The sequence below is a fragment of the Coprococcus sp. AM100_B19A genome, from assembly GCF_027662015.1.
Lineage (GTDB): Bacteria > Bacillota > Clostridia > Lachnospirales > Lachnospiraceae > Allocoprococcus > Allocoprococcus comes.
In genome coordinates this window covers 36,529-61,682 of record NZ_JAQDKN010000018.1, presented here as the reverse complement: position 1 = coordinate 61,682, position 25,154 = coordinate 36,529, and the positions used below count along the sequence as shown (strand labels likewise).

Here is a 25,154-nt window from a genome sequence, read left to right as displayed (position 1 = left end):
TGGGATTAGACGAATTATCCGTATCCCCTGCAATGGTACTTCCGCTCAGAAAGAAGATCAGAGAGAGCAAATAGTTGCGGTATACAGCTACTATGAACAGTAATAGCGAACAAGAGTTAGAAATCAGAGAGAAAGTAATGTGTTTACTTTCTCTCTTTTTTTTGCTAAAATATTCTCTGCTACAAGAAAATTGTACAAGGATATTTTAAGGAGTGAGAGGGAATATCCAAGACAAACAGTAGGAGGAAAACAATATGTTGGAAAAGGTGTTTAAGCTTAAAGAAAATCACACCGACGTCAAAACTGAGATTCTTGCAGGTATTACGACATTTATGACGATGGCGTATATCCTGGCAGTCAATCCAAGCATTCTTTCCGCAGCGGGTATGGATCAGGGGGCAGTCTTTACTGCAACAGCACTTGCATCATTGATCGGTACGCTGTGTATGGCAGCGTTTGCAAATTATCCATTTGCACTTGCACCTGGTATGGGACTGAATGCTTACTTTGCTTATACTGTAGTAATTGGTAGGGGCTACTCATGGCAGACTGCACTGACTGCAGTATTTGCAGAGGGTATTATTTTCATTATTCTTTCCCTGACGAATGTCAGAGAAGCGATCTTCAATGCGATTCCAGCTTGTCTTAAGACAGCAGTCAGCGTTGGTATCGGATTATTTATTGCATTTCTTGGACTTCAGAATGCCAATATCGTTGTCGGAGGATCTACTCTGGTACAGCTCTTCTCCGTAGATGCATATAATCAGGCAAATGGAGTGGAAGCAAGCTTCAATAACGTTGGAATTACTGTACTTCTTGCAATCATAGGTGTGCTGATTACAGCAATCATGGTGATTAAGAACATCAAAGGAAATATCCTTTGGGGTATTTTGATCACATGGATACTTGGAATCATCTGCCAGATAGCAGGTCTTTATGTACCGAATCCGGAGATCGGATTCTACAGTCTGCTTCCGGATTTCAGTTCCGGACTTGCAATTCCAAGCCTTGCACCGGTATTTGGAAAGCTTGATTTTAAGAATGTATTTTCACTGGAATTCGTTGTTGTAGTATTTGCATTCCTTTTCGTAGATCTTTTTGATACACTCGGAACTTTGATCGGTGTATCTACAAAGGCAGGCATGCTTGACAAAGACGGAAAGCTTCCGAGAATTAAAGGGGCACTGATGGCAGATGCGGTTGCAACTACAGTTGGAGCAGTACTTGGAACTTCTACAACAACAACATTCGTAGAGAGTGCTTCTGGTGTAACAGAAGGAGGACGTACAGGTTTAACATCCCTGACAACAGCGATCCTGTTTGGAATTTCCCTTTTCTTATCACCAATCTTTCTTGCAATTCCGTCCTTTGCGACAGCTCCGGCACTGATCATCGTCGGCTTCTATATGCTGAGCAATGTGGCAGGAATTAACTTCAGTGATTACAGCGAAGGAATTCCGTGCTTTATCTGTATCGCGGCAATGCCATTCTGCTACAGTATTTCAGAAGGTATTTCCATGGGAGTGATTTCTTATGTAGTAATCAACGTACTTACAGGAAAAGCAAAAGAAAAGAAGATCAGTGTACTGATGTATGTATTGGTAATACTGTTTATTCTGAAATATATTTTCTTATAAGATGAGGATTGCGGGAATTGTTTAGCAATGGAGCAATCTGATTACACCAGTGAGCGGCAAAATTTATTTTTGACACTCACATCATAAGATAAAAAGAATATGGGGATATGTGAAAGCACAGGGACTGTCCGGTAACGGATAGGATTCTGTGCCTTTTGCGTGTCAGAATCGGTGCCGGGTGAGATACTTTGGATTGACTAGGACCCGTACAAATTGCTATAATGGAAAAAGACAAAACAGAGAATCACAGGGGAAAATATATGAATTTACTGACAATGGAACATGTATCCAAAGCCTATACGGATCGTGTGCTTCTGGATGATGTGGGATTTGGAATCAATAAAAATGAAAAAATCGGTGTGATCGGAGTCAACGGAATGGGTAAATCCACTTTGCTGAAAATCGTTGCCGGAATCGAAGAAAGTGATGCCGGAACGATCAGCATGGGGAATCAGGTGAAGATCTGCTATCTTCCGCAGACGCCGGTATTTGAAGTAGGAACAACAATTCTTCGCGCGGCAACAGAAGGAAATTATGATGAGCTGAACCGCTGGACGATCGAGGCAGAAGCAAAGTCTATGCTGAATCAGCTTGGATTTACCGATTATGATGAAAAGATTGAGCATATGTCCGGCGGACAGAAGAAAAGGGTGGCACTTGTCCGGGCACTTTTAACACCGGTAGACATTCTGGTCCTTGACGAACCGACGAACCATTTGGACAATGAGATGTCCGAATGGCTGGAAGAATATCTGATCCAGTTCCGGGGAGCGATCCTGATGGTTACGCATGACCGTTATTTCCTGGACCGTGTGGTAAATCGTATCGTGGAAGTTGATCATGGGAAATTATATAACTATCCAGGCAATTATTCCGAGTTTGTGCGTCTGAAAGCCGAGCGTCAGAACATGGAGCTTGCCACAGAACGTAAGAGAAAAAGCCTTTTGCGTACGGAGCTGGAATGGCTACACCGCGGCGCAAGGGCGAGAAGTACCAAACAGAAAGCGCATATTGACCGGATTCATGCTATGCAGGAAATGAAAGATATTCAGGAAGAAAAGCGAGTAATGCTGGATTCTGTGGCTTCCCGTATGGGGAATAAAACAATCGAACTTTCCGGAATCTGCAAATCTTATGGAGAAAAGAAGCTGATCGAAGATTTCTCTTATATTTTTCTGAAGAAAGACCGAATCGGAATTATTGGACATAATGGATGTGGAAAATCGACGCTGCTCAAGATTATCAACGGGATCATAAAACCGGATGTCGGAACTATTGAAATTGGACAGACAATCAAGATTGGCTATTTCTCGCAGGAGAATGAATATATGGATGAATCCGAGCGTGTCATTGATTATGTAAAAGAAGCAGGTGAGTACATTGCAACTTCTGACGGGAAGATTACCGCGTCCCAGATGCTGGAACGATTTCTTTTTGACGGGGCAATGCAGTGGTCGAGGATTGAAAAGTTATCCGGAGGCGAGAAACGGAGACTTTATCTACTACGTGTTTTGATGGAAGCACCAAATGTACTGATCCTGGATGAGCCAACCAATGATCTGGATATCCAGACGCTGACAATCCTGGAGGATTATCTGGATCATTTTGATGGTATTATTCTGATTGTATCCCATGACCGGTACTTCCTGGATCGTACTGTCAGTCGTATTTTTGCATTTAATGGAGGTGGGAAAATCCGCCAGTCGGAAGGTGGATACTCTGATTATCTGATCCGTGTGGAGCTTGAAAAACCGAAAGACGGACAGACAATTGCAGAAAATATGTCAGATGTAGCTTCTGCACAGACCGGTGAGTCTGACAGCAAAAAGACCTGGAAGCAGCGGGAAAAAAAGCTGAGATTTTCTTATAAAGAACAGCGGGAATACGAGACGATCGATGAGGATATTGCAAAGCTGGAAGAGACGATCGAAAAGCTGGATCGGGAGATGGTTAAGAATGCCACCAATTCCGTGAAGTTGTCCGAACTTATGAAAGAGAAGGAAGAAACAGAGACAACACTGGAAGAAAAGATGGACAGATGGGTGTACTTGAATGATCTTGCTGAGCAGATAGAAAATCAGTAAAGTGATTGACAGATTTACAGATGATAAAGTATAGGTAGTGAGAATCATATCAATGTAGTCGAAGGAGGAGAGGTATATGATGTGGAATAGAGCAGAACTTAAAATGAGAGGTAATATGGCATTTAAGAAGAATTATGTGTCAGCCGTTGTAGTTGCGCTTCTGATGGGAATCTTTGGCACAGTCTCTGGCGAATCCAGTGCAAGACGGGTAAGTGAGAATTCAGATATATATAGTGGAAATTTATTTAATGTGGGAATGATTACCGGATTGCTTGCAGGAATCGCAACGGTAGTAATACTGATTGTCCTTGTGGCAAAAGTATTTGTAGGTAATCTCCTGAAAATGGGTGGATACCGGTTCTTTATCCTGAACCAGACTGCACAGCCGGGAATCGGAACATTGCTTGACGGTTTCCGTTCCGGACATTATGTTAATATTGTTCTTACCATGTTTTTAAGAGATTTATTTACTACACTTTGGAGTCTGCTTTTGGTGGTACCTGGAATCGTTAAGCATTATGAATATCTGATGGTACCATATATTATTGCTGAGAATCCGGCAATGGATTACAAAGAAGCATTCCAGATCAGTAAACAGATGATGGATGGAGAAAAAATGGAAGCATTTATCATGGATCTGTCATTCCTTGGATGGTATCTGCTGAGTGCGGTTACCTGTGGACTTCTTGCAATTTTTTATGTAAATCCGTATGTACAGGCATCCTTTGCGGAGATGTACACATTCAATAAGCAGAAGGCTTATCAGGATGGATATATCCGGTAAGAGTTTCAGAAGGATAAATTTTAAAATGTAAGAATAGAGCGCAGACGCTGGCTTAAAATGAAGCGTCTGCGCTTTTATTTAGTGGGCGGCCTTCTCCGCAAAGGTAGTCGTAACTAGTTCTTCATAAGGAACACGCTCTTTCAGCTCACCGGAGTTTTCCAGAATATCCTGCAGCAGATTGAAGCTTTCTTCGTTGAAGATCAGATCCGATTTCCAGGTGTCTTGTTCGTAGTAACGGCTGACAATGGTTGTAATTGTAGCGAGATCGGTTTCCTTGAACTGTGGTGCAATGACTTTTGCAATCTCTTCCGGAGTGTGGGACTGAACGAAATCCATTCCTTTTTGCAGGGCATTGGTGAATTTCTGGATGATGTTCGGATTAGCATTCAGATAACTTGTTTTGGCACTATAGGCGGTGTATGGGACATAGCCGGAATCAACGCCGAGAGAAGCAACGACATAACCGGAATTTTCCGCTTCAAGGGCAGTAGCGCTCGGTTCAAATTCGATGGTATAGTCTGCCTGCCCACCGGAAAATGCAGCAGCGGTTGAACCGAAATCAATACTCTGGTTGATAGAAAGATCCTTCTGTGGATTAATTCCGTTTTTTTTCAAAATGTATTCAAAGACCATTTCCGGCATGCCACCTTTTCTTCCGCCAAGAACGTCTTTTCCTTTCAGATCATCCCATGAAAAATCCGGCATTTCTTCACGTGCGACCAGAAAGTTTCCGGCGCGCTGCGTAAGCTGCGCGAAGTTTTTGATGACATCATTTGCACCCTCCTGGTAAGTATAAATCGAAGATTCACTTCCCATAAAGCCAATATCTGCCTCGCCAGAGAGGACGGCGGTCATAACTTTATCCGCCCCAAAACCAGTAACAAGAGTCAAATTAATTCCTTCATCCGCAAAATACCCATTTTCAATCGCAACGTATTGCGGGGCATAGAAGATAGAATGGGCGACTTCGTTCAGTGTCACAGAGACAGGAGAAGAATTGGTGTCATGACTGGCTTGGGAAGTGACGGTTTCAGCTTTAGGATTCGTGGCATTATCATCGGTAGGTGCAGAGCTGCAGGCTGATAAAAGGCCGACAGTTATAGCAGAAACAAAAAGTAAGGATATAAAATTTTTTTTCATAAGTCCTCCTGGGTGGTATAACATTCTCATTTAAGATATGCAAAAAATGTGAAATTGGTGTTTTTATCTGATAGCCAATCGTTCTCCGCTGAAGATTTTGAAACTTCAAAACAACCTGCAACTAAAAGTATTTTATCATATAATTTATCCGAGTAATATGGCAGATAAATAATAGCAAAAGTATAAGCCATATGTTTCGCTTCGGTTAAGTCATTTGTCCTTTTTTCACCATAATATTTGCTCATAAGTGGCTGACTTCCATCACCTACGCCCTGCAATATCAGGTTGATGATCATCAGTGAAATATTAGGAGTCAGAGCAAGTCCTGCCTTAAAAATTGATTTGTATAGAGAACCGAATTCACCAGCATTTGCACAAATTTCCAGTTTCTTTTTTACCACAAAATGCACAAGAACAGAAAACGGTTTGTTGATTAATTTGTCCTAAGAGAGTAAACTGAAACATAAGACATTTGGGGTGTGTGTATCTGAGAAAAACTGAAAAAAGATAATAGAGATGAGCAAAACACATTAATTCAAAAGTAGGACGTGGCAGTTAGTTTCCATAAAGTTTGAGGTTACGATTTTATGGCATAGCAAAGCTAACGTAAGTCCAAAACTTACGAAATCATAAGACTATGAGAATTTTTTAATCAAGCAATTCGTTTTATTGTTTTTAGTTTGCGATAAGACTGACCGGAATGTCTAGTGATTGCGGCAACGGCAACTGCCAGTAAACTGATATGGGCAAGTGTGTTTAAGTTTGTAACAGACGCTTTATTTCTCACCCACATCCGCTCCTGACCAGTATTTTTAAAACGCGAATTATAGCGTTCACATTCTGTGCGGAGTGAATAATTACTTTCAAAATATTTGCTGTCCCTATCAATGGAAAGTCTTAAATCATCAGGAATGGTGAGATATTTCGTACAGCCACGATGCTTTTTACCATTATAGAAATTTTTGTGGTGGCATGGGCAAACGGTATCTTTACTTGATTTTAGAGGACAACAAAACTTTTGACGGGTACGACCACAATCGGAAAACTTACCATCCTTCCACATGGCAAGCCCTGCTTCGCAAATGGGATTCCCTTGAGGAAGAAGTTTCGGATTTTTGGAATTACGTTTGTTTAATGGAATGATACATTCTCCATTGTAAAGATCCTTAACCTGATTGTAGATATTTTTGACATCGTAACCTTTGTCGGCAAGGAATGTGCAGTCCGTTATTGGTTGAAAGGAATGGGTAGCAGCAAGGATATCTAAAGCGACGATAGCATCATGAACTTCCGCGGTTGTGGTCATTTCATAAATAGGAAGACCTGAAATACAGTCTACAAGGACATGATTTTTATAGCCCCAATAGAATTCATATTTTTTCTCGTTCGTTTGATTGGATGCAGTGTGGACGCCGAGTCTACAATCCGAATCCGCCCTTGGTTGATTTCCGGGGTTAAACTTATTTGAGAGAAAAGATTTCGGATTATTCTGTGAAGTATTTGCAGAGACAGGGGTTGAATCTAAGCCAATAAAAGAAGTGTCTACAATACCTTCTTTAGAAAGGAATAACACCTGAGTTTTCATGATTTCAGAGAGAACTTTGTTATCGAAATTTTTCAGGAAGCGATCAAAAGTCCAATAAGAAGGAAGTGGACGAGAAATATCAAAGCCACAAAAATGCGCAATCAGAAGATTATTGTGAAGATAATCGACAAGATCGGAAATCATGGAGAAACCTTCGCATTTCATGACAATAAAGGAACAAATCATAGCGTGATTTGAAAAGCCTTTCCTTCCTGTCTTGGGGAATTCCGGAACAAAGGATAAATCAAGATTCAGAAAAAGAGAATCATAAAACTTTGCAACTGGTTGTGAAGTGAAAAGACGAATGTCTTTCAAAATTTCTTGACGATAGATAACAATCAGCTCCTTTCGGTGAATTGATTTTGACAACTTAATTATACCATTTGGAGCTGATTGTTACTATAAATTTGAAGTGATTAATGAGGTTGCCATGCCTCGCAAACCCGCATAAATACTGAATGTGTGGAGTTTTGCTCATGGCTAAAAAGATAAAATAATGGAGGTGCGGTTATGGGATTCTGGATTTTTATGCTTATAATGGATTTACTGATTCCGTTTACAATGATCGGCTTCGGAAAAATGTTTTTGAAAAAAGCACCGGATCAGATCAATTATGTGTTTGGTTACAGAACATCAATGTCAATGAAGAATCAGGACACCTGGGTATTTGCACATCATTATTGCGGAAAGATCTGGTATATCTGTGGACTTATTCTTTTGGTGGTATCTTTAATTGTGTTACTTCTGGTTATGGGAAAGTCTAATGATGCCATAGGAAATGTCGGGGGAATTCTGTGTGTATTTCAGATGATTCCACTGGTGGGTTCGATCATACCGACGGAGATTGCACTCAGGAAAAATTTTGATAAATATGGAAATAAAAGATAAATCAGGAGGATGCCATGAAAATAGCAGTATTTTTCCCAGGCATTGGTTATCATTGTGATAAGCCACTTTTGTACTATGCAAGAAAACTGGTTCAGGAATATGGATATGAAAAGACAGTCATGCAGGAGTATTCCTATAATGGCAAAAATATATGCGGCGATAAAAAGAAAATGCAAGAGGCATTTGAGTGCTTGTATGCGCAGGCAGAAAAGGAGCTTGAAGAAATCGCATTTGACGAGTACAGTGAAGTTTTATTTATTTCCAAAAGCGTAGGAACCATTATTGCATCCGCTTATGCTGAGAAATATAAGATAAAATGCTGCCAGATTTTGTATACCCCGCTTGAACAGACTTTTATGTTTGAACATGATGATGCAATTGCATTTATTGGAACTGCGGATCCGTGGAGCGATGTAAAAAAAGTAATTGCATGTTCAAAGAATCAGGCAGTTCCGATTTATGTGTATGAGGATGCCAATCATTCATTGGAAAAAGAAAATATTTTACAAAACATTGATATCCTGAAAAACGTAATGGAAAAGACACAGAAGTATTTGCGGTAGCTATTCCAGGAAAGCGAACCCATTTGCACTGGAGGTGTCGAATAAATCCCGTGCAATCCGGATAACGTCGTGTGCATAGGATGGAAGATATCCTCCATGGCGGTGTGCCACTGGGAAGGGGAGTTGAATAGGAAAAGCCTATTTTTTACCAGGAAGATCAGAAAAAACTGATAGAGTAAAAAAATCAGGTTGTGGAGGAGAAGATGAGATTAAGGAATATCCTGATTGTCGTAAAAGACATTGAAAAATCAAAGAAATTCTATCATGATCTGTTTGGTCTGGATATTATTCTGGACAATGATGGAAACGTTATTCTGACAGAAGGACTTGTTTTACAGGACGAAAAAGTCTGGAAGGATGTTACGGGAAAAGAAGTTGTCCCGGAGAATAATTCCTGTGAACTTTATTTTGAAGAGCGGAATATTGAAGCGTTTACTGAAAAAATAGAAAAACTGTATCCGGAAACCAAATATGTCACCAGGCTGATGACGTACAGCTGGGGACAGAAAGTGATCCGTTTTTATGATCTGGACGGCAATCTGATTGAAGTTAGGACACCGATGCGGGGATAAAGAGAAAATAACATACATCAGGAGGACAACAAAATGGCAGCGGTACTTTTACGTGCAGCATCTCTGGCGTTTGTCATGGTTCTTGGAATTTTATTGAAAAAGACGGGAATCGTCGGCAATCCGGCAAGGGTACTCCGAAAGGTTGAAAAATAGAAAATTTACGAGGTGAGAGAAGATGAAGATAAAATCAGTTGCAGTTTTAGGTGCGGGAGCAGTAGGCTCTTATGTGATCTGGGGTCTTTCTGAAAAATCAGATATCCGGCTTGGAGTAATCGCTGAAGGAGAAAGAGCAGAACGTTTGAAAAAGAACGGATGTGCGATCAATGGCGAGACTTACCATCCGGAGGTGTGGACTCCGGATGAGGCACATGATGTGGATCTGATGGTGGTTGCTTTGAAATACGGTTCACTGGAAGGTGCTTTGGAGAGTATACAAAAAGTAACAGGCGAGCATACGGTGATCATGAGTCTGATGAACGGTGTTGACAGCGAAGAGATCATTGGCAGAACAGTGGGAATGGAGCATGTGTTACCGGCACTGATCAAAGTGGCTTCACATAAAGAGGAAGACGGTTATCATTTTGATCCACCGACCACACTTGGAATCATTTTCGGAGAACCGTCCGCGCCGTTCGACAGCGAGCGGGTGAAAGCAGTGGAAGAGTTATTTGCAGATACCGGGATTCATTTCCGCTCCACAGAGTATATTCAGGAAGAGATCTGGTGCAAGTTCTGCCTGAATGTGTGCAGCAATCTGCCGCAGGCGATTCTGGGAGCAGGCGTTGGATGTTACCGTGACAGCGTGCACATGAAAGCAATCAGTGACGGATTAAAAAGAGAGCTGGAAGCAGTCGCACAGGCAAAAGGAATCGATATGAGCAAGACCGAAAGCTCGTCCGGACGTGGAAGTGCGGTCCCACCGTCAGCCAGATATTCCACCTTGCAGGATCTGGATGCCGGATGTCACACGGAAATCGATATGTTCTCCGGCGCGCTTGTTCGGATGGGAAAAGAGCTTGGAATCCCGATGCCGTATAATGAATACACCTATCATATGATCAAGGCGCTGGAAGAGAAAAACGATGGTAAATTTGATTATACCGGGAAGGAAGAACTGACCTGGTCAAAGTAGAAAATATAGAGCGGGTATGTTATGCTGAAATCAGCATAAATTAAAATGTGCGATTTCGGGACGAGATGTAAGATCAGATTCTTGTAAAAAGAACAACATAAAATGAAAAAAAGAAAGAGAGAGAAAGCATGAACGAATTATATGAAGCAATTGAAAAGAAAATCAAATCATCCGGATATCCGAGACTGATTTCCGGAGAGGATGTATACGATGATATTTGTGATCAGATTGAAGGAAAGGAAAATGGAGAATATATTTTACTTTCCAAATTTGATGATGATGTCGTGTTTGAATATCATATCACGATTCAGGATGATGATTTTAATCTTGGAATCCTGACTATGAAGACACCGGAAGGCGTATTTGAAGTAGATTTTGATGAGGAATAGAAGATGAAGATTACCGTTTATCTTGGTGCAAATGAAGGAAATGTTTTCCGAACGTCTGGAATTTCTCTAGAATAATTTTTATTCTTATGGCGAATATGCCCTGGTTGGAACAAAGGGCTATTGCTATGAAGGAAAAGATACAATCGAACATTTTGAAAAGCTGCGCAGCCGGGAAATTGAGCGCCTGCGGGTTTCTTTGGAGATGGCGAAAAAGGCAGGATACCAGAAATTTACCGGGATGATTTTTGGAGAAAATGAGACAAAGGATGTTCTATGCTTTTTCATGTTATAGTAGTAGTTACCAGTGTAAATATAAGGAACGGTTTCGGACAAAAAGAGCGAAACCGTTCCTTATTTGGTTGATAGAAGTCACTCACATTTCTCCGGATCAATTTTCGGCGGCCGATAATGATAGACTTCTTCGTAGGATTCCAGCTCAGCTCTGCTTGTGGGACCGACAGGGATCAGACCGGTGCAGTCCTGCGCAGATGCTGCATTAGACAGATAATCGTAGGAATCGATGATCTTCTGATTGGATTTTTTGCGGGATGAAAGATCAGAATGTTTTTCTTTTTTCATGGGGACCTCCTTATCTGATATGACACAGGCAGAAAAAAGTGAAAATCTTAAAAACTGCCGGCAGGATAAGATAAGTATGTGCTGATAGGTAGAAAGTATGTATGAAAAAAACGGTTTCTGCCTCATTTGGATTTGAAAACTATGTGAGATAGAAAGAAAGCCGTCTGTTAAACGCATCAGGGCAAAAAAATACTTGCATTCTGAGTTTAAGAAGACCATAATAGCAAAGGGATTTTTTTGAAATTATTTGAAATCAGGAATGAAGTAAGAGAGAAGCAGAGGAAAAAGGGAGTTAAAAGAAAATGGAACAAAAGCATATGTTCACAAATAAAATGATTGCAGATCTTCTGATACCGGTCGTTCTGGAACAGCTTCTGAACTCCATCATGGGAACAGCGGACACAATGATGGTAAGCAATGTGGGATCTGCGGCGATTTCAGCAGTATCGCTGGTGGATTCGATCAATGTGCTGGTGATCCAGGCGTTTTCTGCGCTGGCGGCAGGAGGTGCGATCGTCTGTGCACAGTATATCGGACAGAAGAATGTGAAGCGGGCAAATGAATCCGCAAGGCAGGTGCTGTTTATTATTACGGAAATTTCGGTTGTGATCAGCCTGATTTGTCTTGTTTTCCAAAAGCCGATGCTGCGTCTGATCTTTGGATCAGTGGAGGCGGAGGTCATGCGTGCGTCGGAAATTTATTTCTTTTACACGGCACTGTCCTTTCCGTTTATCGCAGCTTATGATTCGGCAGCATCGATTTTCAGGGCACAGGATAATACGAAAGGTCCGATGCTCATTTCCATGATATCCAATGTGATGAACATTGCAGGAAATGCAATGCTGATCTGGGGATTTCATATGGGTGTTGCAGGGGCAGCACTTGCAACTCTGATTTCACGTGTTTTCTGTGCAGTTGTAGTTCTGGCCCAGCTGCGTCAGGACAGGCAGCCGATCGTGGTGCGTGATTATCTGAAAATCCGTCCAGACTTCCGGATGATCCGGAGAATTCTAAGTATCGGTATCCCGTCAGGGGTAGAGAACAGTATGTTCCAGCTTGGAAAGCTTGCGATTCAGTCCTCCGTATCAACGCTCGGCACAGTGGCAATCGCGGCACAGGCAATGACGAGTATTCTGGAAAATCTGAATGGAATTGCAGCAATCGGAGTTGGCGTTGGGTTGATGACGATTGTTGGACAGTGTATTGGGGCTGGCAGAAAAGATGAAGCGGTTTACTATATCAAAAAGCTTTGTATGATTGCGGAAGTGATTCTGATCATCAGCTGTCTGAGTGTATTTGTACTGACAAAACCGATCACGATCCTTGGTGGTATGGAAAAAGAAAGTGCGGATATGTGTATCCATATGACGATGTGGATCACGATTGTAAAGCCATTGGTATGGATTATGGCATTTATCCCGGGCTATGGTATGCGCGCAGCCGGGGATGTGAAATTTTCAATGCTCACATCTTGCACGACGATGTGGCTGTGCCGTTTTTGCCTCAGCGTATTTATGATCCGGGTAGTTGGTGTCGGAGCGATGGGCGTGTGGATCGGAATGTTTTCAGACTGGACACTCCGTGGGATTATTTTTTCGTGGAGATTTCATAGCAGAAAGTGGCTGAAGCATCAGGTGATTTAAAATTCTTACATAGATTTTACATGGCAGATCCTTTGGATTTTACATACCTTTGTTAAGATTCTGTTAAAGATAAGGAATTTGGAAAGGAAGATGTAAAATGAGAAAGCTGTGGGATTTCTGGAAGAATAAAAAATATGGAAAAAAGAGTATGACAGGATGGTTTCTGCTGACGAATGCATTATTGTGTGGGGTTATAGGTGCAGCACTTTGGGGAGTTGTCAGTCTGGTGGCGTTAAAAGAAATATCCTGGCTGATCATATTTGCAGGCTATGCGATTGTTTTCCCGGGATTCCTCGGAGGTGTACTTTTTGCAATGAATGCGGAAACAACGATGGATGAATTAGAGATAAAATAAATAGACAGAGAAGCGGAAATATCAGAAATGGTATTTCCGCTTTTTTCGATACAAAATACAAATTTACAATTTTTACAGATTGTATAGAAAGAAAATACGGAAAAGACTGGTTATTATAGAGCTGATTTGGTAAAATAAAGACAATAATAAGAAGCAGGTGATGAAATATGGACAGTCAGAAGAAAGATCCGCTCTATAAAAGTTTTGGATACGCATTTGAAGGGATTGGTACCTGTATCAAAAAAGAGCGGAATATGAAGATTCACTGTGCGGCAGCGATTCTGGTAGTGATTGCCGGAGTGATATTGAAGATCTCATCGCTGGAATGGTGCATCTGCCTGACACTTTTTGGGCTTATCATGGCGCTGGAGCTGGTCAATACCGCAGTAGAAGCGGTGGTCGATCTGGTGACGGAAGAGCGGAAGCCACTTGCAAAGATTGCAAAAGATACAGCAGCAGGTGCGGTTCTGATTGCAGCAATTATGGCAGCAATCGCCGGGATTATTATTTTTCTACCAAAGGGGCTTACATTCCTTGGACTTTAAAGCAGATTGAAATTGTGAAAGGAGATAGACGTTATGGGAAGCTTAGGAGATGGAGTTAAGAAAGTATTACTTGCAGGGATTGGTACAGTAGCAGTAACTGCAGAAAAGTCAAAAGAAGTTCTGGATAAGATGGCAGAACGTGGAGAAGCAGCTGTAGAACAGGGAAAAGTTCTGAATCAGGAACTTCGCCACAATATCAAGAAGACCGTAAAAGAAAATGTCAATGTTTCTGTTAAGACATCTTCACCGGAAGAACTGGATGAGCTGCTTGACAAGATGACACAGGAGCAGATTGAACAGCTCAAAGAAAGAATTTATGAACGTGAAGCAGCAGTTTCAGAAGAAGAAACAAAAGAAGTAGAAGAAGTTGTAGAACAGACAGGAGAGACGGCTGAAACTGTTGAAACAGAGACGGCAGAGGAAGCAGCAAAAGAAGTCGAAGCAATTGAATCTGGCAACGAGGACATGAATGAGTAACAAAAACCAGCCAAAAGAGTCAAATAAATACGGTTCCAGACTGCGGGAGATGACAGCAGTCCTCAGAAAACATGGGATTACCGGTGGACTTACCCCGGAAAAGCTCCGGCTGATCCTGGAGGATCTGGGGCCGACTTATATTAAGCTTGGTCAGATCATGTCACTGCATTCCGACATTCTTCCGAAAAGCTATTGTGAAGAACTGATGCGGCTTCATTCCGAGGTGACACCGATGCCATTTGAACAGGTAGCAGAAGTGATCCGCAAGTCCTACGGTTATGAGTGGAACGAAGTGTTCCAGAGCATTGATGTGCATCCACTGGGATCGGCATCGATCGCACAGGTCCACCGGGCGGTTCTGAAGACTGGGGAAGATGTTGTCGTCAAAGTTCAGAGGCAGGGCATCTATAAGGTAATGTCCAGAGATATCAGTCTGCTCCACAAAGCGGCAAAGCTGGTCCCGCCAGGTACGATCAAGGACATGGTGGATATTAACATGGTTCTGGACGAGCTCTGGACTGTCACCCAGCAGGAGATGAATTTCCTTCTGGAGGCAGCCAGTATGGAAGAATTTGCCCAACGCAATCAGGATGTGGCTTTTGTTACAACGCCTCGGCTCTATCGCGAATATACGACCAACCATGTGCTAGTGATGGAATATATTGATGGATTTGCAATCAACGATAAAGAAAATCTGCTGGCAAATGGCTATGATTTGAATGAGATTGGAACAAAGCTTGTAGATAATTACATTCGCCAGGTTATGGAGGATGGTTTTTTTCATGCTGATCCGCATCCGGGCAATGTGCGTATCCGTGATGGAAAGATTGTCTGGATCGATATGGGAATGATGGGAAGACTTACCGAGCGTGACCGGGAACAGATCAGTAATGCAGTCAAAGGTGTGGCAGAGAATGACATCGGTCTGATCCAGGAAGCGGTGATGGCACTTGGCGAGTTCCGCGGAAAGCCGGATCAGAGCAAGCTGTATGAAGATATCAATAATCTGATGGCAAAATATGGAACGATTGATATGGGTGATATCGATATTGCGGAAGTTATGCAGGATCTGATGGAAGTTATGAAGGAAAATAAAATTTCCATGCCTCATGGACTTACTATGCTTGCAAGAGGACTCGCCAATATGGAAGGTGTGCTTGCCGAGATCAGTCCGCAGATCAACATGGTTGAGATTGCGGCGGCACGGATGAAGGAGAGCTTTCTGACGAAGGAACAGTGGAAAAAAGAGATAAAGAATGATGCAAAAAGACTGTATCGTTCTCTTCACAAGGCAATGGATATTCCTTCCCTTGCAGCAGACATCCTGCAGGGTCACATGAAAGGACAGACCAGAGTCAATCTGGATCTTCATACTTCGGATGAGCTTTCCGGGTTGCTAAGGAGGTTGGTGCGGAATATTGTAATGGGACTGTGGGTGATGGCACTTCTGATCAGTTCCAGCATTATCTGTACAACCAATATGCAGCCAAGGTTGTGGGGGATTCCGGCAATCGGTGCGTTTGGATATCTGATGGCATTTGCCATTGTAATGTATGTTTTTATCAAACATATCTTTTCAAAAAAATAAATAAACAGGGGGAAAAGAGATGCGGAAGGAGTTTTATACAGGGCATCTTTTTGATGTATATCGTTATTTTGGAGCGCATAAAGAGGGTGAAAATTTTATTTTCCGTGTGTTTGCACCATCGGCAAAAGGAGTGTGCGTATTTGGAGAGTTCAGTAACTGGACAGAGATCCCGATGTATCAGGAGGGACAGAGCGGTGTATATGTGTCAGAGCCGATTCCGGCGAAGACTGGTCAGCTGTATAAGTACTGCATTTACACAGCAAATGGCGGAAGGGTAGAGCACTGTGATCCATATGGCTTCCAGATGGAATTAAGACCAGGAGATTGCTCAATCTTAACGGATCTTTATAGTTATAAATTTAAGGATGAAAAATGGATGAAGAACCGGACAGTCGGATTTGACAGTCCGGTCAATATCTACGAGATCCATGCAGGATCCTGGAGAAAAAAAGGAGAAGGGAAGACAGACTGGTATACTTATATTGAGCTTGCAAAGCTTCTGATTCCTTATGTAAAAAAGAATCATTATACTCATATTGAGATGATGCCACTTTCCGAGCATCCTTTTGACGGATCCTGGGGATATCAGAATACCGGATTTTTTGCGCCGACCGCACGTTATGGAACACCGGATGAGCTGAAAAAATTTGTGGATGAGTGTCACCAGGCAGGAATTGGTGTGATCATGGATTTTGTTCCGGTACATTTTGCAGTCGATTATTATGGCTTGAAAGAATTTGACGGAACCTGTCTGTATGAATATCCAAATGCGGCAGTAGGTGAAAGCGAATGGGGAAGCTGTAATTTCATGCATTCCAGAGGGGAAGTACGATGTTTCTTACAGTCGGCAGCAAATTACTGGCTGAGTGAGTTTCATTTTGACGGAATCCGTATGGATGCAGTCAGCCGTCTGATCTACTGGCAGGGTGACGAGGCCAGGGGTGTTAACGGAACGACACTGGATTTTCTGAAGGTGATGAACCAGGGACTAAAGTCCCTTCATCCGACAGCCATGCTGATCGCAGAAGATTCCACCAATTTTCCAGGTGTTACCAAACCGGTTGACCAGGGAGGACTTGGTTTTGATTACAAGTGGGATCTTGGCTTCATGCACGATACACTGGAATATTTCCAGAGTGCACCAGAATACAGAAGCAGAGATTATCATAAGCTGACATTCTCGATGATGTATTATTATAATGAGCATTTTTTGCTGGAATACTGTCATGACGAAGTGGTACATGGAAAGGCAACGATTCTCCAGAAGATGAACGGAGAATATGAGGATAAGTTCCCGCAGGCAAGAGCTATGTATCTGTATATGATGGCGCATCCTGGTAAGAAGCTGAATTTCATGGGAAATGAATTCGGTCAGCTTCGCGAGTGGGATGAAAGCCGCGAGCAGGACTGGGATATCCTAAAATATCCGCTCCATGATGCATTTCACCGTTATATGATCGAACTGAACCGTATCGGTCAGGAAAATGATGCATTCTGGCATGATTATGATCCGGAGAATTTCAAATGGCTGGACTGCCATCAGGAAGAGCGCTGTATCTATGCGATCAAAAGAAAAGGAAAAAATAAGAACTTTATCGCGATATTTAACTTCTCAGACGAAGAACAGGAAGATTACGAACTGGATACCGAAGAAGAAGGAAAACTCAGTGTGATACTGGATACGGACTGGGATGAATATGGAGGAAATACAAAAAAGAAAAAGACATTGCCGGCAAAAGCAAAAAAAGGGACGCATGTGACGCTGGACCTGCCGCCGTTTTCGGGGATTTTGCTGATGAGTTAGGTGATGGGAAAGGGACGCCCGGGGCAGAACGATATTTCTGCTTTCGGGCGCGCTTTCGCTCCGCAAAAAACGCCGCGGTACTAAGTTCGGTGATACCGCAAGCGTTATCCCCTCACTAAGTGCCGGCGTTTTTTGAGGACCCGCCAGCAGAATTATCGTTCTGCCCCGGGCTGTGCTATGATACCAGAACCGCATCGGCGAAGGGGGGAAGACGGCACCATACTAAGCGCACAAAAAACTAATACCAGGGGGCACGGCATCCGCTGCGCATCGCCTGGATGTGGTGTCTGACGGGAAGTGGTGGCAATGGATTTGCAGAAGTACTGAAGGTATATTGATAAGGTATAAAGTTTACGTTCCTGAGCAACCTATCCCACTGAAATTAAAATAGTATTTTCCCAGTGCGGCAGCGAAGCGCCTCCGCACAACTTGTACTGGAGCGACAAACGCAAGCACCCATGCATTCGGAATGAACCCCATCGGAAACGTCGGTACTTAGTGAGAGGATGTCGTCAGACATCATCGAACTTAGTATCCGCTACGTTTGCGGACTAAGCGCGAGCGGGGGTGAATCCGAATCCATGGATGCGTAACTTTGTCAACCACCTACAACTTACAAACCTCCCTGTCGTAAGTCATCAGCCCGTTTATTTCATCTTCGATGTCGGAGAGTTGTGTATATACTGCTCCGCACAATCCCTGTTCTTTGAGTGGGTCGATTTCTTCAGATATAAGTTTATGATAGGCTGCCTGGAATTCTTCCTGTGAAGAGCAGATTTTATATCCGTATGTCTTGCCGGAGCAGGTATGTCCTTTGACATGGCAGGTGTAGCCTCCGTATTCGGAAATGACGAAAGCGCGGTCAGATGGAGTTACGAACTGCTTTGCAAAGTAGTTATGTTCACTTTTGAAATCTCCCTGCCGTCTGTCAAACCATCCGCTGGCGGAATCGATGAGCCGGGTGTCATCCAGTTCGCGGAATAAGGCAGTGAGCTTTTTTGAATCAAACTGTCCCCAGCCTTCATTGAAGATTACCCAGGTGCTGATGCATGGGAATGCTTTTAGGGCAGTGACAGTTTCTTTGCATTCACGGATGAATTCTTCTCTGCCATGTACATTTTTCCTGCCGAAGAGAGGATGAATCCGGTCACTGGTGTGAAGCTTGAATTTTGGAAAGAGTGCAGGCAGCCAGGTCATGAACGGAGCATTGTAGGTGCCACCGTTTACCATGTCCTGCCAGACGATCATTCCAAGGCGGTCGCAATGATAATACCATCTTGCAGTCTCGACTTTTACATGTTTACGGATCATGTTGAAGCCGAGATTTTTCATGGTTTGGATATCATAGATCAGCGCTTCATCAGATGGTGCAGTGTAAAGCCCGTCCGGCCAGTATCCCTGATCCAGGACTCCATTCAGAAAAAGTGGTTCATGGTTCAGGCAGAAGCGGGGAAGTCCTTTTTTATCCGGTTCGATGGTAAAGGTACGCATTGCAAAATAGCCGGTGACTTTATCTTCGCCTGCCTGTATCTCAATTGTATAAAGATAAGGATCATCAGGATTCCAGGGATGCATATTGTTGACGTCACAGTAGCAGGAGTAACAGCAAAGAGAGTCAGACTGATTGGTGCAGATCCCTTTGGAAATCAGGCGACCGTCCATGTCTCTGACGTGACAGACAACCGCTTCGGCATCGCTGCATCCGGAAATCGGATGATTTAAAAGAAGGGATACGTGTACCGTCTCTTTTTCATATAAAGGGGTGAGTTCCAGTTTTTTGACATAGACAGCCGGAACCCATTCCATCCATACTGTCTGCCAGATTCCACTCTGGGCGGTGTAGAACATTCCGCCACGCTTTAATTTCTGTTTTCCAACACTGTGATAAGAAGTGTCGGAACGGTCTTCAATGTGTACAGTCAGAGTGTTGCAACCCACCTGCAGAGCATCTGTGATATCAGCAGAAAATGGAAGATATCCGCCGATATGTGAGACAACTACTTTTCCATTTACCAGAACTTTCGCATACTGATCGACTGCACCAAAATGCAAGATGCACCGGGATCCGTCGGAAGGAAGGCACTTGACCGACAGCAGGCGCTCACAGAGCATTTTTTCGTGCGGCTTTAACTGGAAACCGGCACCGGAAAGAGGGGCTTCCGGAGAAAAAGGAACGAGAAGAGTTCCTTCTTTGGTTATGGTATTTTTTTTTGAAAGAACTGTGTAATTCCATTCTCCATTCAGGTTGATATATTGATCGCGGATCATTTGCGGACGTGGATATTCTTCCAGTATGTGCTGCGGATCAAGAGCTTTTCCCCAACGGGTAGTCAGTGTCTGATGGGAAGCTTTTCTGGGAAAGATCCGTACACTTGCAAGTGCTGCTAAAAGATTCATAAAAAAACCTCTTTCGTTAAATATTCTTATAGTCTATTGTACCATGTGACAACAAAAACACCGCACATTTTATAGAAATTTTAGAAATGAAAACAGTGGGGAAAAACGGATTGTAAAAAAGAAAGAATCAGTTTATCATAAGAATATAAGAAAAGATGAGCTGTGAGAACACAGACAAAGAGCAGGCAGGAGGAAAGACCGATGAAAATAGTTTTAGATACACATGCACATACCATCGTCAGCGGACATGCATACAATACGATACGTGAGATGGCACAGATGGCGAAAGAGAAAGGACTGGAGGCATTTGCACTGACTGAACATGCACCGCAGATGCCGGGAACCTGTCATGAGTTCTATTTCCAGAATCTGCATATCGTACCGCGTGAAATGTACGGCGTGAGACTGTTCATGGGTGTGGAACTGAATATTATGAATGAAAAGGGAGAGGTTGACCTTCCGGAGAGCACACTTTGTCAGATGGATATTGCAATTGCAAGTATTCATGGACCTTGTTATAAAGGCGAGCGGACGGAAGAGGCAATCACGGCGGCATACCTTGCGGCAATGGAGAATCCGCTGATTCACATTATTGGACATCCGGATGACGGAAGATATCCGGTGGATTATGAACAGCTGGCCAAAAAAGCAAAAGAGACAGGAACCGTTCTGGAGGTAAATAACGGTTCGTTAAGACCTGGCGGATTCCGCGTGGATACCAGGAAAAATGATTTAAAAATGCTGGAATACTGTAAGAAATACGAAGTTCCGGTTACGATGGGAAGCGACGCACATATGGATGTAGATCTTGCAGATTACAGTTATGCGCTTCCGGTGATCGAGGAGAGTCATTTTCCGGAAGAACTGATCGTTAATACTTCTGCAGAGTTTCTGAAATCATGTATTCAGTATAAACGGAATATGTGGAAACAGAAAAAAGTGAATTGTTAATACGTCATTTACGTTAAAAAAGCCTGGATGAAAGATAGAGAAAAGACTTGATATCTAGTTTTTAATACTATATAATATCTATATTGAGGTGAAAAAGAATGACGATAAATACGGAAGATTTATTAAACAGTATCCTGGAAAGTGTCGGCAGAATTGATTATATTCATCCGGTAGATATTCCGAATATAGATTTATATATGGATCAGGTAACAACTTTTATGGAGGAACAGCTCAGTTCGACGAAGCGTTATGAGGATGATAAGATCCTGACGAAAACGATGATCAATAATTATGCGAAAAACAATCTGCTTCCACCTCCGAACAAGAAAAAGTATTCCAAAGAGCACCTTCTGGTTTTAATTTTTGTCTATTATTTTAAGAACTTGCTCTCAATCAAAGATATTGAGATTTTGTTAAAGCCACTGACAGACAAATATTTTGCTGTGGATTCGGAATTTGACATGGAAAGTATCTATGAAGAAGTCTGTAAGATGGAAAAAAGCAGGATCGGAGAGTTGCAGGATAGTATTCGTAAGGCGTATGAGACTGCTGAGCATTCTTTTGTATGTGTGGATGATGAAGAAAGAGAACAGCTTCAGAAGTTTGCCTTTATCTGTAATCTCAGTTTTGATGTGTATGTGAAAAAGCAACTGATTGAAAAAATGGTGGACGAACTTCCAAAGCCGGATAAGAAAAAATAAAAGCGTTAGCTTTTTTAAGAAGAATAAAAAAAGGAACGGATTTCAGATTTTGAAATTCGTTCCTTTTTGCTATTATGTGTTTGGCAATAGCTGTTACTATCAACTCCTGCCGGTGTCTGTAAAATTAAGATTCGGATTCTTCAGCCCCTGCCTGAAGTCTCTCAAATACCATATCGTATCCATCATTACCATAATTAAGAGAGCGGTTTACGCGGCTGATTGTTGCTGTGGAAGCACCAGTCTTTTCTGCAATCTCCAGGTATGTTTTCTGATCACGTAGCATCTTAGCTACTTCAAAACGCTGTGAAAGCGATAAAAGCTCATTGATCGTGCAGACATCTTCAAAGAATGTGTAGCATTCTTCTCTGCTTTTCAGACTGAGAACGGCATCAAATAAAGAATCGACCGCTTCTGTTCTGATTTTTCTACTCATTATATTATCCCTCCATGACAAATAATCAATAAGAGTGTGACATAAACTGCCCCATTCATTCATACAATGACATATTAGCACATTAAAATTTTAAAGTCCAGATATTTTGCAAAATTTTACAGATAAGAAAAAAGGAGCTGGATTTTTCTATTTTTACGACGAAAAATAGGGACGAGAGATTCTTTGACACCCCACTTTTTTTATAATATAATGATGCAATAGAGCCTCGAGAGAGGAGAAGAAAGAGGAATAAAAATATGAGTATTTATGATACATTAAATAACAGACAGCAGGAGGCCGTTTTCTATACAGAGGGCCCGCTTCTGATCCTTGCCGGAGCAGGATCCGGTAAGACACGTGTCCTTACACACAGGATTGCCTGGCTGATCGATCAGATAGGTGTGAACCCATGGAATATCTTGGCGATCACATTTACGAACAAGGCAGCCGGGGAGATGCGTGAGAGAGTGGATCAGATTGTTGGATTCGGTTCGGAGAGTATCTGGGTGAGCACCTTCCATTCAATGTGTGTGCGGATCCTGCGCAGATATATTGACCGGCTTGGGTATGATACAAATTTTACGATTTATGATGCAGATGATCAGAAGACACTGATCAAGGATGTGTGTAAATATTTGCAGATTGATACGAAAATGTTTAAGGAACGGTCGCTTCTTAGTGCGATTTCTTCTGCAAAAGATGAGCTTGTCACACCGGAAGAGATGACACTTCGTGCGGAAGGGGATTGGGCGAAAAAGAAGATTGCACAGGTTTATACCGAGTATGAAAAGCAGCTGAAAGCTAACAATGCACTCGATTTTGACGATCTGCTTTTAAAGACGGTACAGCTTCTTCAGACACAGCCGGACGTGCTGGAGTATTATCAGGAAAGATTCCGTTATATCATGGTGGATGAGTATCAGGATACGAATACGGTACAGTTTAAGCTGGTAAGCCTTCTTGCCGGTAAGTATCAGAATCTGTGTGTAGTTGGTGATGACGACCAGTCGATCTACAAATTCAGGGGTGCGAACATCATGAATATCTTGAATTTTGAAAAAGAATATCCGAATGCGAAAGTGATCAAGCTAGAACAGAATTACCGTTCCACATCCACAATCCTGAACGCCGCAAATGAAGTGATCCGTCACAATACAGGACGAAAAGAGAAGTCGCTCTGGACCGAGAATGGTGAGGGGGAGAAGATTCAGTTCCGTCAGTTTGATTCTGCTTACGATGAGGCGGATTATATTGTCAGTGACATCAAAGACAAGGTGAACAGTGGAAAAAGAGAATATAAGGATTTCGCTATTTTATACAGAACCAATGCGCAGTCACGTATATTCGAGGAAAAGATGGTGGTATCCAATGTTCCGTATAAGATCGTTGGTGGAGTAAACTTCTATGCAAGACGCGAAATAAAGGATCTGCTGGCATATTTAAAAACAGTAGATAATGGAAAAGATGATCTGGCAGTACGGAGGATCATCAATGTACCGAAGAGGGGGATCGGACTGACAACTATCGGAAGGGTGCAGGATTATGCAACGGAACGGGAGATCAGTTTCTATGAAGCAATCCTGGCTGCAGGATCGGTTCCGGGAATCGGACGTGCGCTTGGTAAAATCGAATCCTTTGCAGCCCTGATTGAGCATTTTAAAGCCGAAGGCGAACGCATGAGTGTAGCGGAATTGATGGATGAGATTATCGATGCAACTGGATATGTAGAAGAACTGCAGGCAGATTCTGATGAAGAAGCAGAAAGCCGTCTGGAAAATATTGAAGAGCTCCGGAATAAAATTGTTGCATACGAGGAGTCCTGTGAAGCAGAAGATGAAAAATCGACACTTTCCGGTTTTTTAGAGCAAGTGGCATTGGTTGCAGATATCGACAGTCTTGATGAGGAGACGGACTATGTGGTGCTGATGACTTTACATAGTGCGAAAGGCCTGGAATTTCCACACGTCTATCTCGCCGGCCTGGAAGATGGGATTTTCCCAAGCTATATGACGATCACGGCAGATGATCCGGCAGAGCTGGAAGAAGAGAGAAGACTCTGCTATGTGGGAATTACCCGTGCAAAGGAGAATCTGACGCTGACCTGTGCAAGACGACGGATGGTACACGGTGAGACACAGTATAATAAGATGTCCAGATTCTTAAAAGAGATTCCGCTGAGTCTGCTTTCTACCGGTGCCCTGTTCAAAAAGGAGCAGACAGAGGAGGAACCAAAGGTATCCGCTTACCGTCAGGCAAAGCAGGCATTTGCGACAAAAGCGTTCGCAGCGACAAAGCCTGCACAGCAGTTTACTGTGACCAAGGGAAAAGGTCCGGGATATGATGTGGGGGACAGAGTGCGTCATATTAAGTTTGGGGAAGGTCTGGTGACACAGATCACAGAAGGCGGACGAGACTATGAAGTGACTGTGGACTTTGATACGGCGGGCACGAAGAAGATGTTTGCCATATTTGCAAAACTGCAGAAAATTGACTAAAATTGCACTATGTGCCTAAGAAACACATTCTTTTTCGTAAAATCTGTGCAATATGGTGGAAATTATGCATGGATTTGTGGTATACTAGTTATAAACAATGAGTGAGCCGAAGCAGAGAGTGACGGCAGAAAGGGCGTGTATGGAGATGAACAGAATCGAAGAATTACTTGCAACAACGAAACTCAACGATATGATGCATAAGAAAGATGATGATCAGAAGACAACTGTTCTCTGGATTCTTGCAATTATCGGTGCGGTAGCAGCAGTTGCAGCAATTGCATATGCAGTATATTGTTTCTTTACTCCGGATTATCTGGAAGACTTTGAAGAAGATTTTGACGATGATTTCGACAATGATTTCTTCAGTGATGAAGATGAAGTACAGTAATATTAAGAAAGCAGCGAAGGCAGG

General features: G+C 42.6%; 24 protein-coding genes. 18 read left to right on the top strand and 6 right to left on the bottom strand.

The features are described from left to right. Positions 1 to 254 precede the first annotated feature (254 nt). From PGQ33_RS14710 to PGQ33_RS14700, 3 genes are all read left to right on the top strand, one after another. Positions 255 to 1,637, top strand: coding sequence for an NCS2 family permease (locus tag PGQ33_RS14710; RefSeq protein WP_270205985.1), 1,383 nt, complete (start codon positions 255 to 257; stop codon positions 1,635 to 1,637). Between the two features lie 260 nt (positions 1,638 to 1,897). Next, positions 1,898 to 3,721, top strand: a complete 1,824-nt coding sequence (locus PGQ33_RS14705; protein ID WP_270205984.1) for an ABC-F family ATP-binding cassette domain-containing protein — start codon at positions 1,898 to 1,900, stop codon at positions 3,719 to 3,721. 79 nt (positions 3,722 to 3,800) lie between these two features. Continuing rightward, positions 3,801 to 4,505 (top strand): DUF975 family protein, encoded by a 705-nt coding sequence (locus tag PGQ33_RS14700; protein ID WP_055249301.1) that lies wholly within the window; start codon positions 3,801 to 3,803, stop codon positions 4,503 to 4,505. Positions 4,506 to 4,583: 78 nt separating this feature from the next. Here PGQ33_RS14700 and PGQ33_RS14695 read toward each other — a convergent pair whose 3' ends face one another. The 3 genes from PGQ33_RS14695 to PGQ33_RS14685 form a co-directional block, all read right to left on the bottom strand. After that, on the bottom strand, positions 4,584 to 5,645 hold the full coding sequence (locus PGQ33_RS14695) for an ABC transporter substrate-binding protein (RefSeq protein ID WP_270205983.1): 1,062 nt from the start codon (positions 5,643 to 5,645) through the stop codon (positions 4,584 to 4,586). A gap of 26 nt (positions 5,646 to 5,671) precedes the next feature. Beyond that, entirely contained in the window at positions 5,672 to 6,046 is a 375-nt protein-coding gene (locus PGQ33_RS14690) for a hypothetical protein (RefSeq protein WP_270205982.1), read from the bottom strand. Between the two features lie 251 nt (positions 6,047 to 6,297). Next, on the bottom strand, positions 6,298 to 7,599 hold the full coding sequence (locus PGQ33_RS14685; protein WP_270205981.1) for a transposase: 1,302 nt from the start codon (positions 7,597 to 7,599) through the stop codon (positions 6,298 to 6,300). Positions 7,600 to 7,740: 141 nt separating this feature from the next. On the opposite strand from PGQ33_RS14685, the gene PGQ33_RS14680 reads away from it, so the two are divergent. The 5 genes from PGQ33_RS14680 (at position 7,741) to PGQ33_RS14660 (ending at position 10,774) form a co-directional block, all read left to right on the top strand. Continuing rightward, entirely contained in the window at positions 7,741 to 8,118 is a 378-nt protein-coding gene (locus PGQ33_RS14680; RefSeq protein ID WP_117558887.1) for an SdpI family protein, read from the top strand. Positions 8,119 to 8,132: 14 nt separating this feature from the next. Further along, entirely contained in the window at positions 8,133 to 8,681 is a 549-nt protein-coding gene (locus tag PGQ33_RS14675) for an alpha/beta family hydrolase (protein ID WP_270205980.1), read from the top strand. Between the two features lie 203 nt (positions 8,682 to 8,884). Next, on the top strand, positions 8,885 to 9,253 hold the full coding sequence (locus PGQ33_RS14670) for a VOC family protein (RefSeq protein WP_270205979.1): 369 nt from the start codon (positions 8,885 to 8,887) through the stop codon (positions 9,251 to 9,253). Positions 9,254 to 9,428: 175 nt separating this feature from the next. Next, positions 9,429 to 10,385, top strand: a complete 957-nt coding sequence (locus PGQ33_RS14665; protein WP_270205978.1) for a ketopantoate reductase family protein — start codon at positions 9,429 to 9,431, stop codon at positions 10,383 to 10,385. 128 nt (positions 10,386 to 10,513) lie between these two features. Beyond that, positions 10,514 to 10,774: a hypothetical protein gene (locus PGQ33_RS14660; protein ID WP_008369481.1), complete on the top strand. Its 261-nt coding sequence runs from the start codon at positions 10,514 to 10,516 to the stop codon at positions 10,772 to 10,774. A 369-nt stretch (positions 10,775 to 11,143) separates the two neighbouring features. Here the strand turns inward: PGQ33_RS14660 and PGQ33_RS14655 are convergent, their stop codons facing one another. After that, positions 11,144 to 11,353, bottom strand: a complete 210-nt coding sequence (locus tag PGQ33_RS14655; RefSeq protein ID WP_270205977.1) for a hypothetical protein — start codon at positions 11,351 to 11,353, stop codon at positions 11,144 to 11,146. Between the two features lie 302 nt (positions 11,354 to 11,655). Between PGQ33_RS14655 and PGQ33_RS14650 the strand changes: the two genes are divergently transcribed. From PGQ33_RS14650 to glgB, 6 genes are all read left to right on the top strand, one after another. Then, positions 11,656 to 12,996: an MATE family efflux transporter gene (locus PGQ33_RS14650; RefSeq protein WP_270205976.1), complete on the top strand. Its 1,341-nt coding sequence runs from the start codon at positions 11,656 to 11,658 to the stop codon at positions 12,994 to 12,996. 97 nt (positions 12,997 to 13,093) lie between these two features. Continuing rightward, positions 13,094 to 13,351 (top strand): hypothetical protein, encoded by a 258-nt coding sequence (locus PGQ33_RS14645; RefSeq protein ID WP_270205975.1) that lies wholly within the window; start codon positions 13,094 to 13,096, stop codon positions 13,349 to 13,351. A 167-nt stretch (positions 13,352 to 13,518) separates the two neighbouring features. Continuing rightward, the gene (locus tag PGQ33_RS14640; protein ID WP_055262271.1) at positions 13,519 to 13,896 is read left to right on the top strand and encodes a diacylglycerol kinase family protein; all 378 of its coding nucleotides are present in this window, start codon (positions 13,519 to 13,521) and stop codon (positions 13,894 to 13,896) included. A gap of 33 nt (positions 13,897 to 13,929) precedes the next feature. Beyond that, positions 13,930 to 14,373, top strand: coding sequence for a phasin family protein (locus tag PGQ33_RS14635; protein ID WP_117835828.1), 444 nt, complete (start codon positions 13,930 to 13,932; stop codon positions 14,371 to 14,373). Next, positions 14,366 to 15,961: an ABC1 kinase family protein gene (locus tag PGQ33_RS14630; RefSeq protein ID WP_022220317.1), complete on the top strand. Its 1,596-nt coding sequence runs from the start codon at positions 14,366 to 14,368 to the stop codon at positions 15,959 to 15,961. The genes PGQ33_RS14635 and PGQ33_RS14630 overlap by 8 nt, the downstream gene beginning before the upstream one ends. Before the next feature lie 19 nt (positions 15,962 to 15,980). After that, positions 15,981 to 17,765 carry a 1,4-alpha-glucan branching protein GlgB gene (gene glgB, locus PGQ33_RS14625; RefSeq protein WP_270205974.1) on the top strand — a complete coding sequence of 595 codons (1,785 nt, stop codon included), beginning with the start codon at positions 15,981 to 15,983 and terminating at the stop codon, positions 17,763 to 17,765. A gap of 606 nt (positions 17,766 to 18,371) precedes the next feature. Here the strand turns inward: glgB and PGQ33_RS14620 are convergent. Further along, positions 18,372 to 20,162, bottom strand: coding sequence for a glycoside hydrolase family 2 protein (locus PGQ33_RS14620; protein ID WP_270205973.1), 1,791 nt, complete (start codon positions 20,160 to 20,162; stop codon positions 18,372 to 18,374). 201 nt (positions 20,163 to 20,363) lie between these two features. On the opposite strand from PGQ33_RS14620, the gene PGQ33_RS14615 reads away from it, so the two are divergent. Together PGQ33_RS14615 and PGQ33_RS14610 are read left to right on the top strand one after the other, a co-directional pair. Then, positions 20,364 to 21,113, top strand: coding sequence for a phosphatase (locus tag PGQ33_RS14615; RefSeq protein ID WP_270205972.1), 750 nt, complete (start codon positions 20,364 to 20,366; stop codon positions 21,111 to 21,113). Between the two features lie 98 nt (positions 21,114 to 21,211). Beyond that, positions 21,212 to 21,814 carry a DUF1836 domain-containing protein gene (locus PGQ33_RS14610; RefSeq protein WP_055157639.1) on the top strand — a complete coding sequence of 201 codons (603 nt, stop codon included), beginning with the start codon at positions 21,212 to 21,214 and terminating at the stop codon, positions 21,812 to 21,814. Positions 21,815 to 21,938: 124 nt separating this feature from the next. Here PGQ33_RS14610 and PGQ33_RS14605 read toward each other — a convergent pair whose 3' ends face one another. Then, positions 21,939 to 22,247: a YerC/YecD family TrpR-related protein gene (locus PGQ33_RS14605; RefSeq protein ID WP_022220320.1), complete on the bottom strand. Its 309-nt coding sequence runs from the start codon at positions 22,245 to 22,247 to the stop codon at positions 21,939 to 21,941. 257 nt (positions 22,248 to 22,504) lie between these two features. Here PGQ33_RS14605 and pcrA point away from each other — a divergent pair, with 257 nt between their 5' ends. After that, positions 22,505 to 24,742 (top strand): DNA helicase PcrA, encoded by a 2,238-nt coding sequence (gene pcrA / locus PGQ33_RS14600; RefSeq protein ID WP_270205971.1) that lies wholly within the window; start codon positions 22,505 to 22,507, stop codon positions 24,740 to 24,742. A 145-nt stretch (positions 24,743 to 24,887) separates the two neighbouring features. After that, positions 24,888 to 25,130 carry a hypothetical protein gene (locus PGQ33_RS14595; protein ID WP_044998722.1) on the top strand — a complete coding sequence of 81 codons (243 nt, stop codon included), beginning with the start codon at positions 24,888 to 24,890 and terminating at the stop codon, positions 25,128 to 25,130. Positions 25,131 to 25,154: the final 24 nt, after the last annotated feature.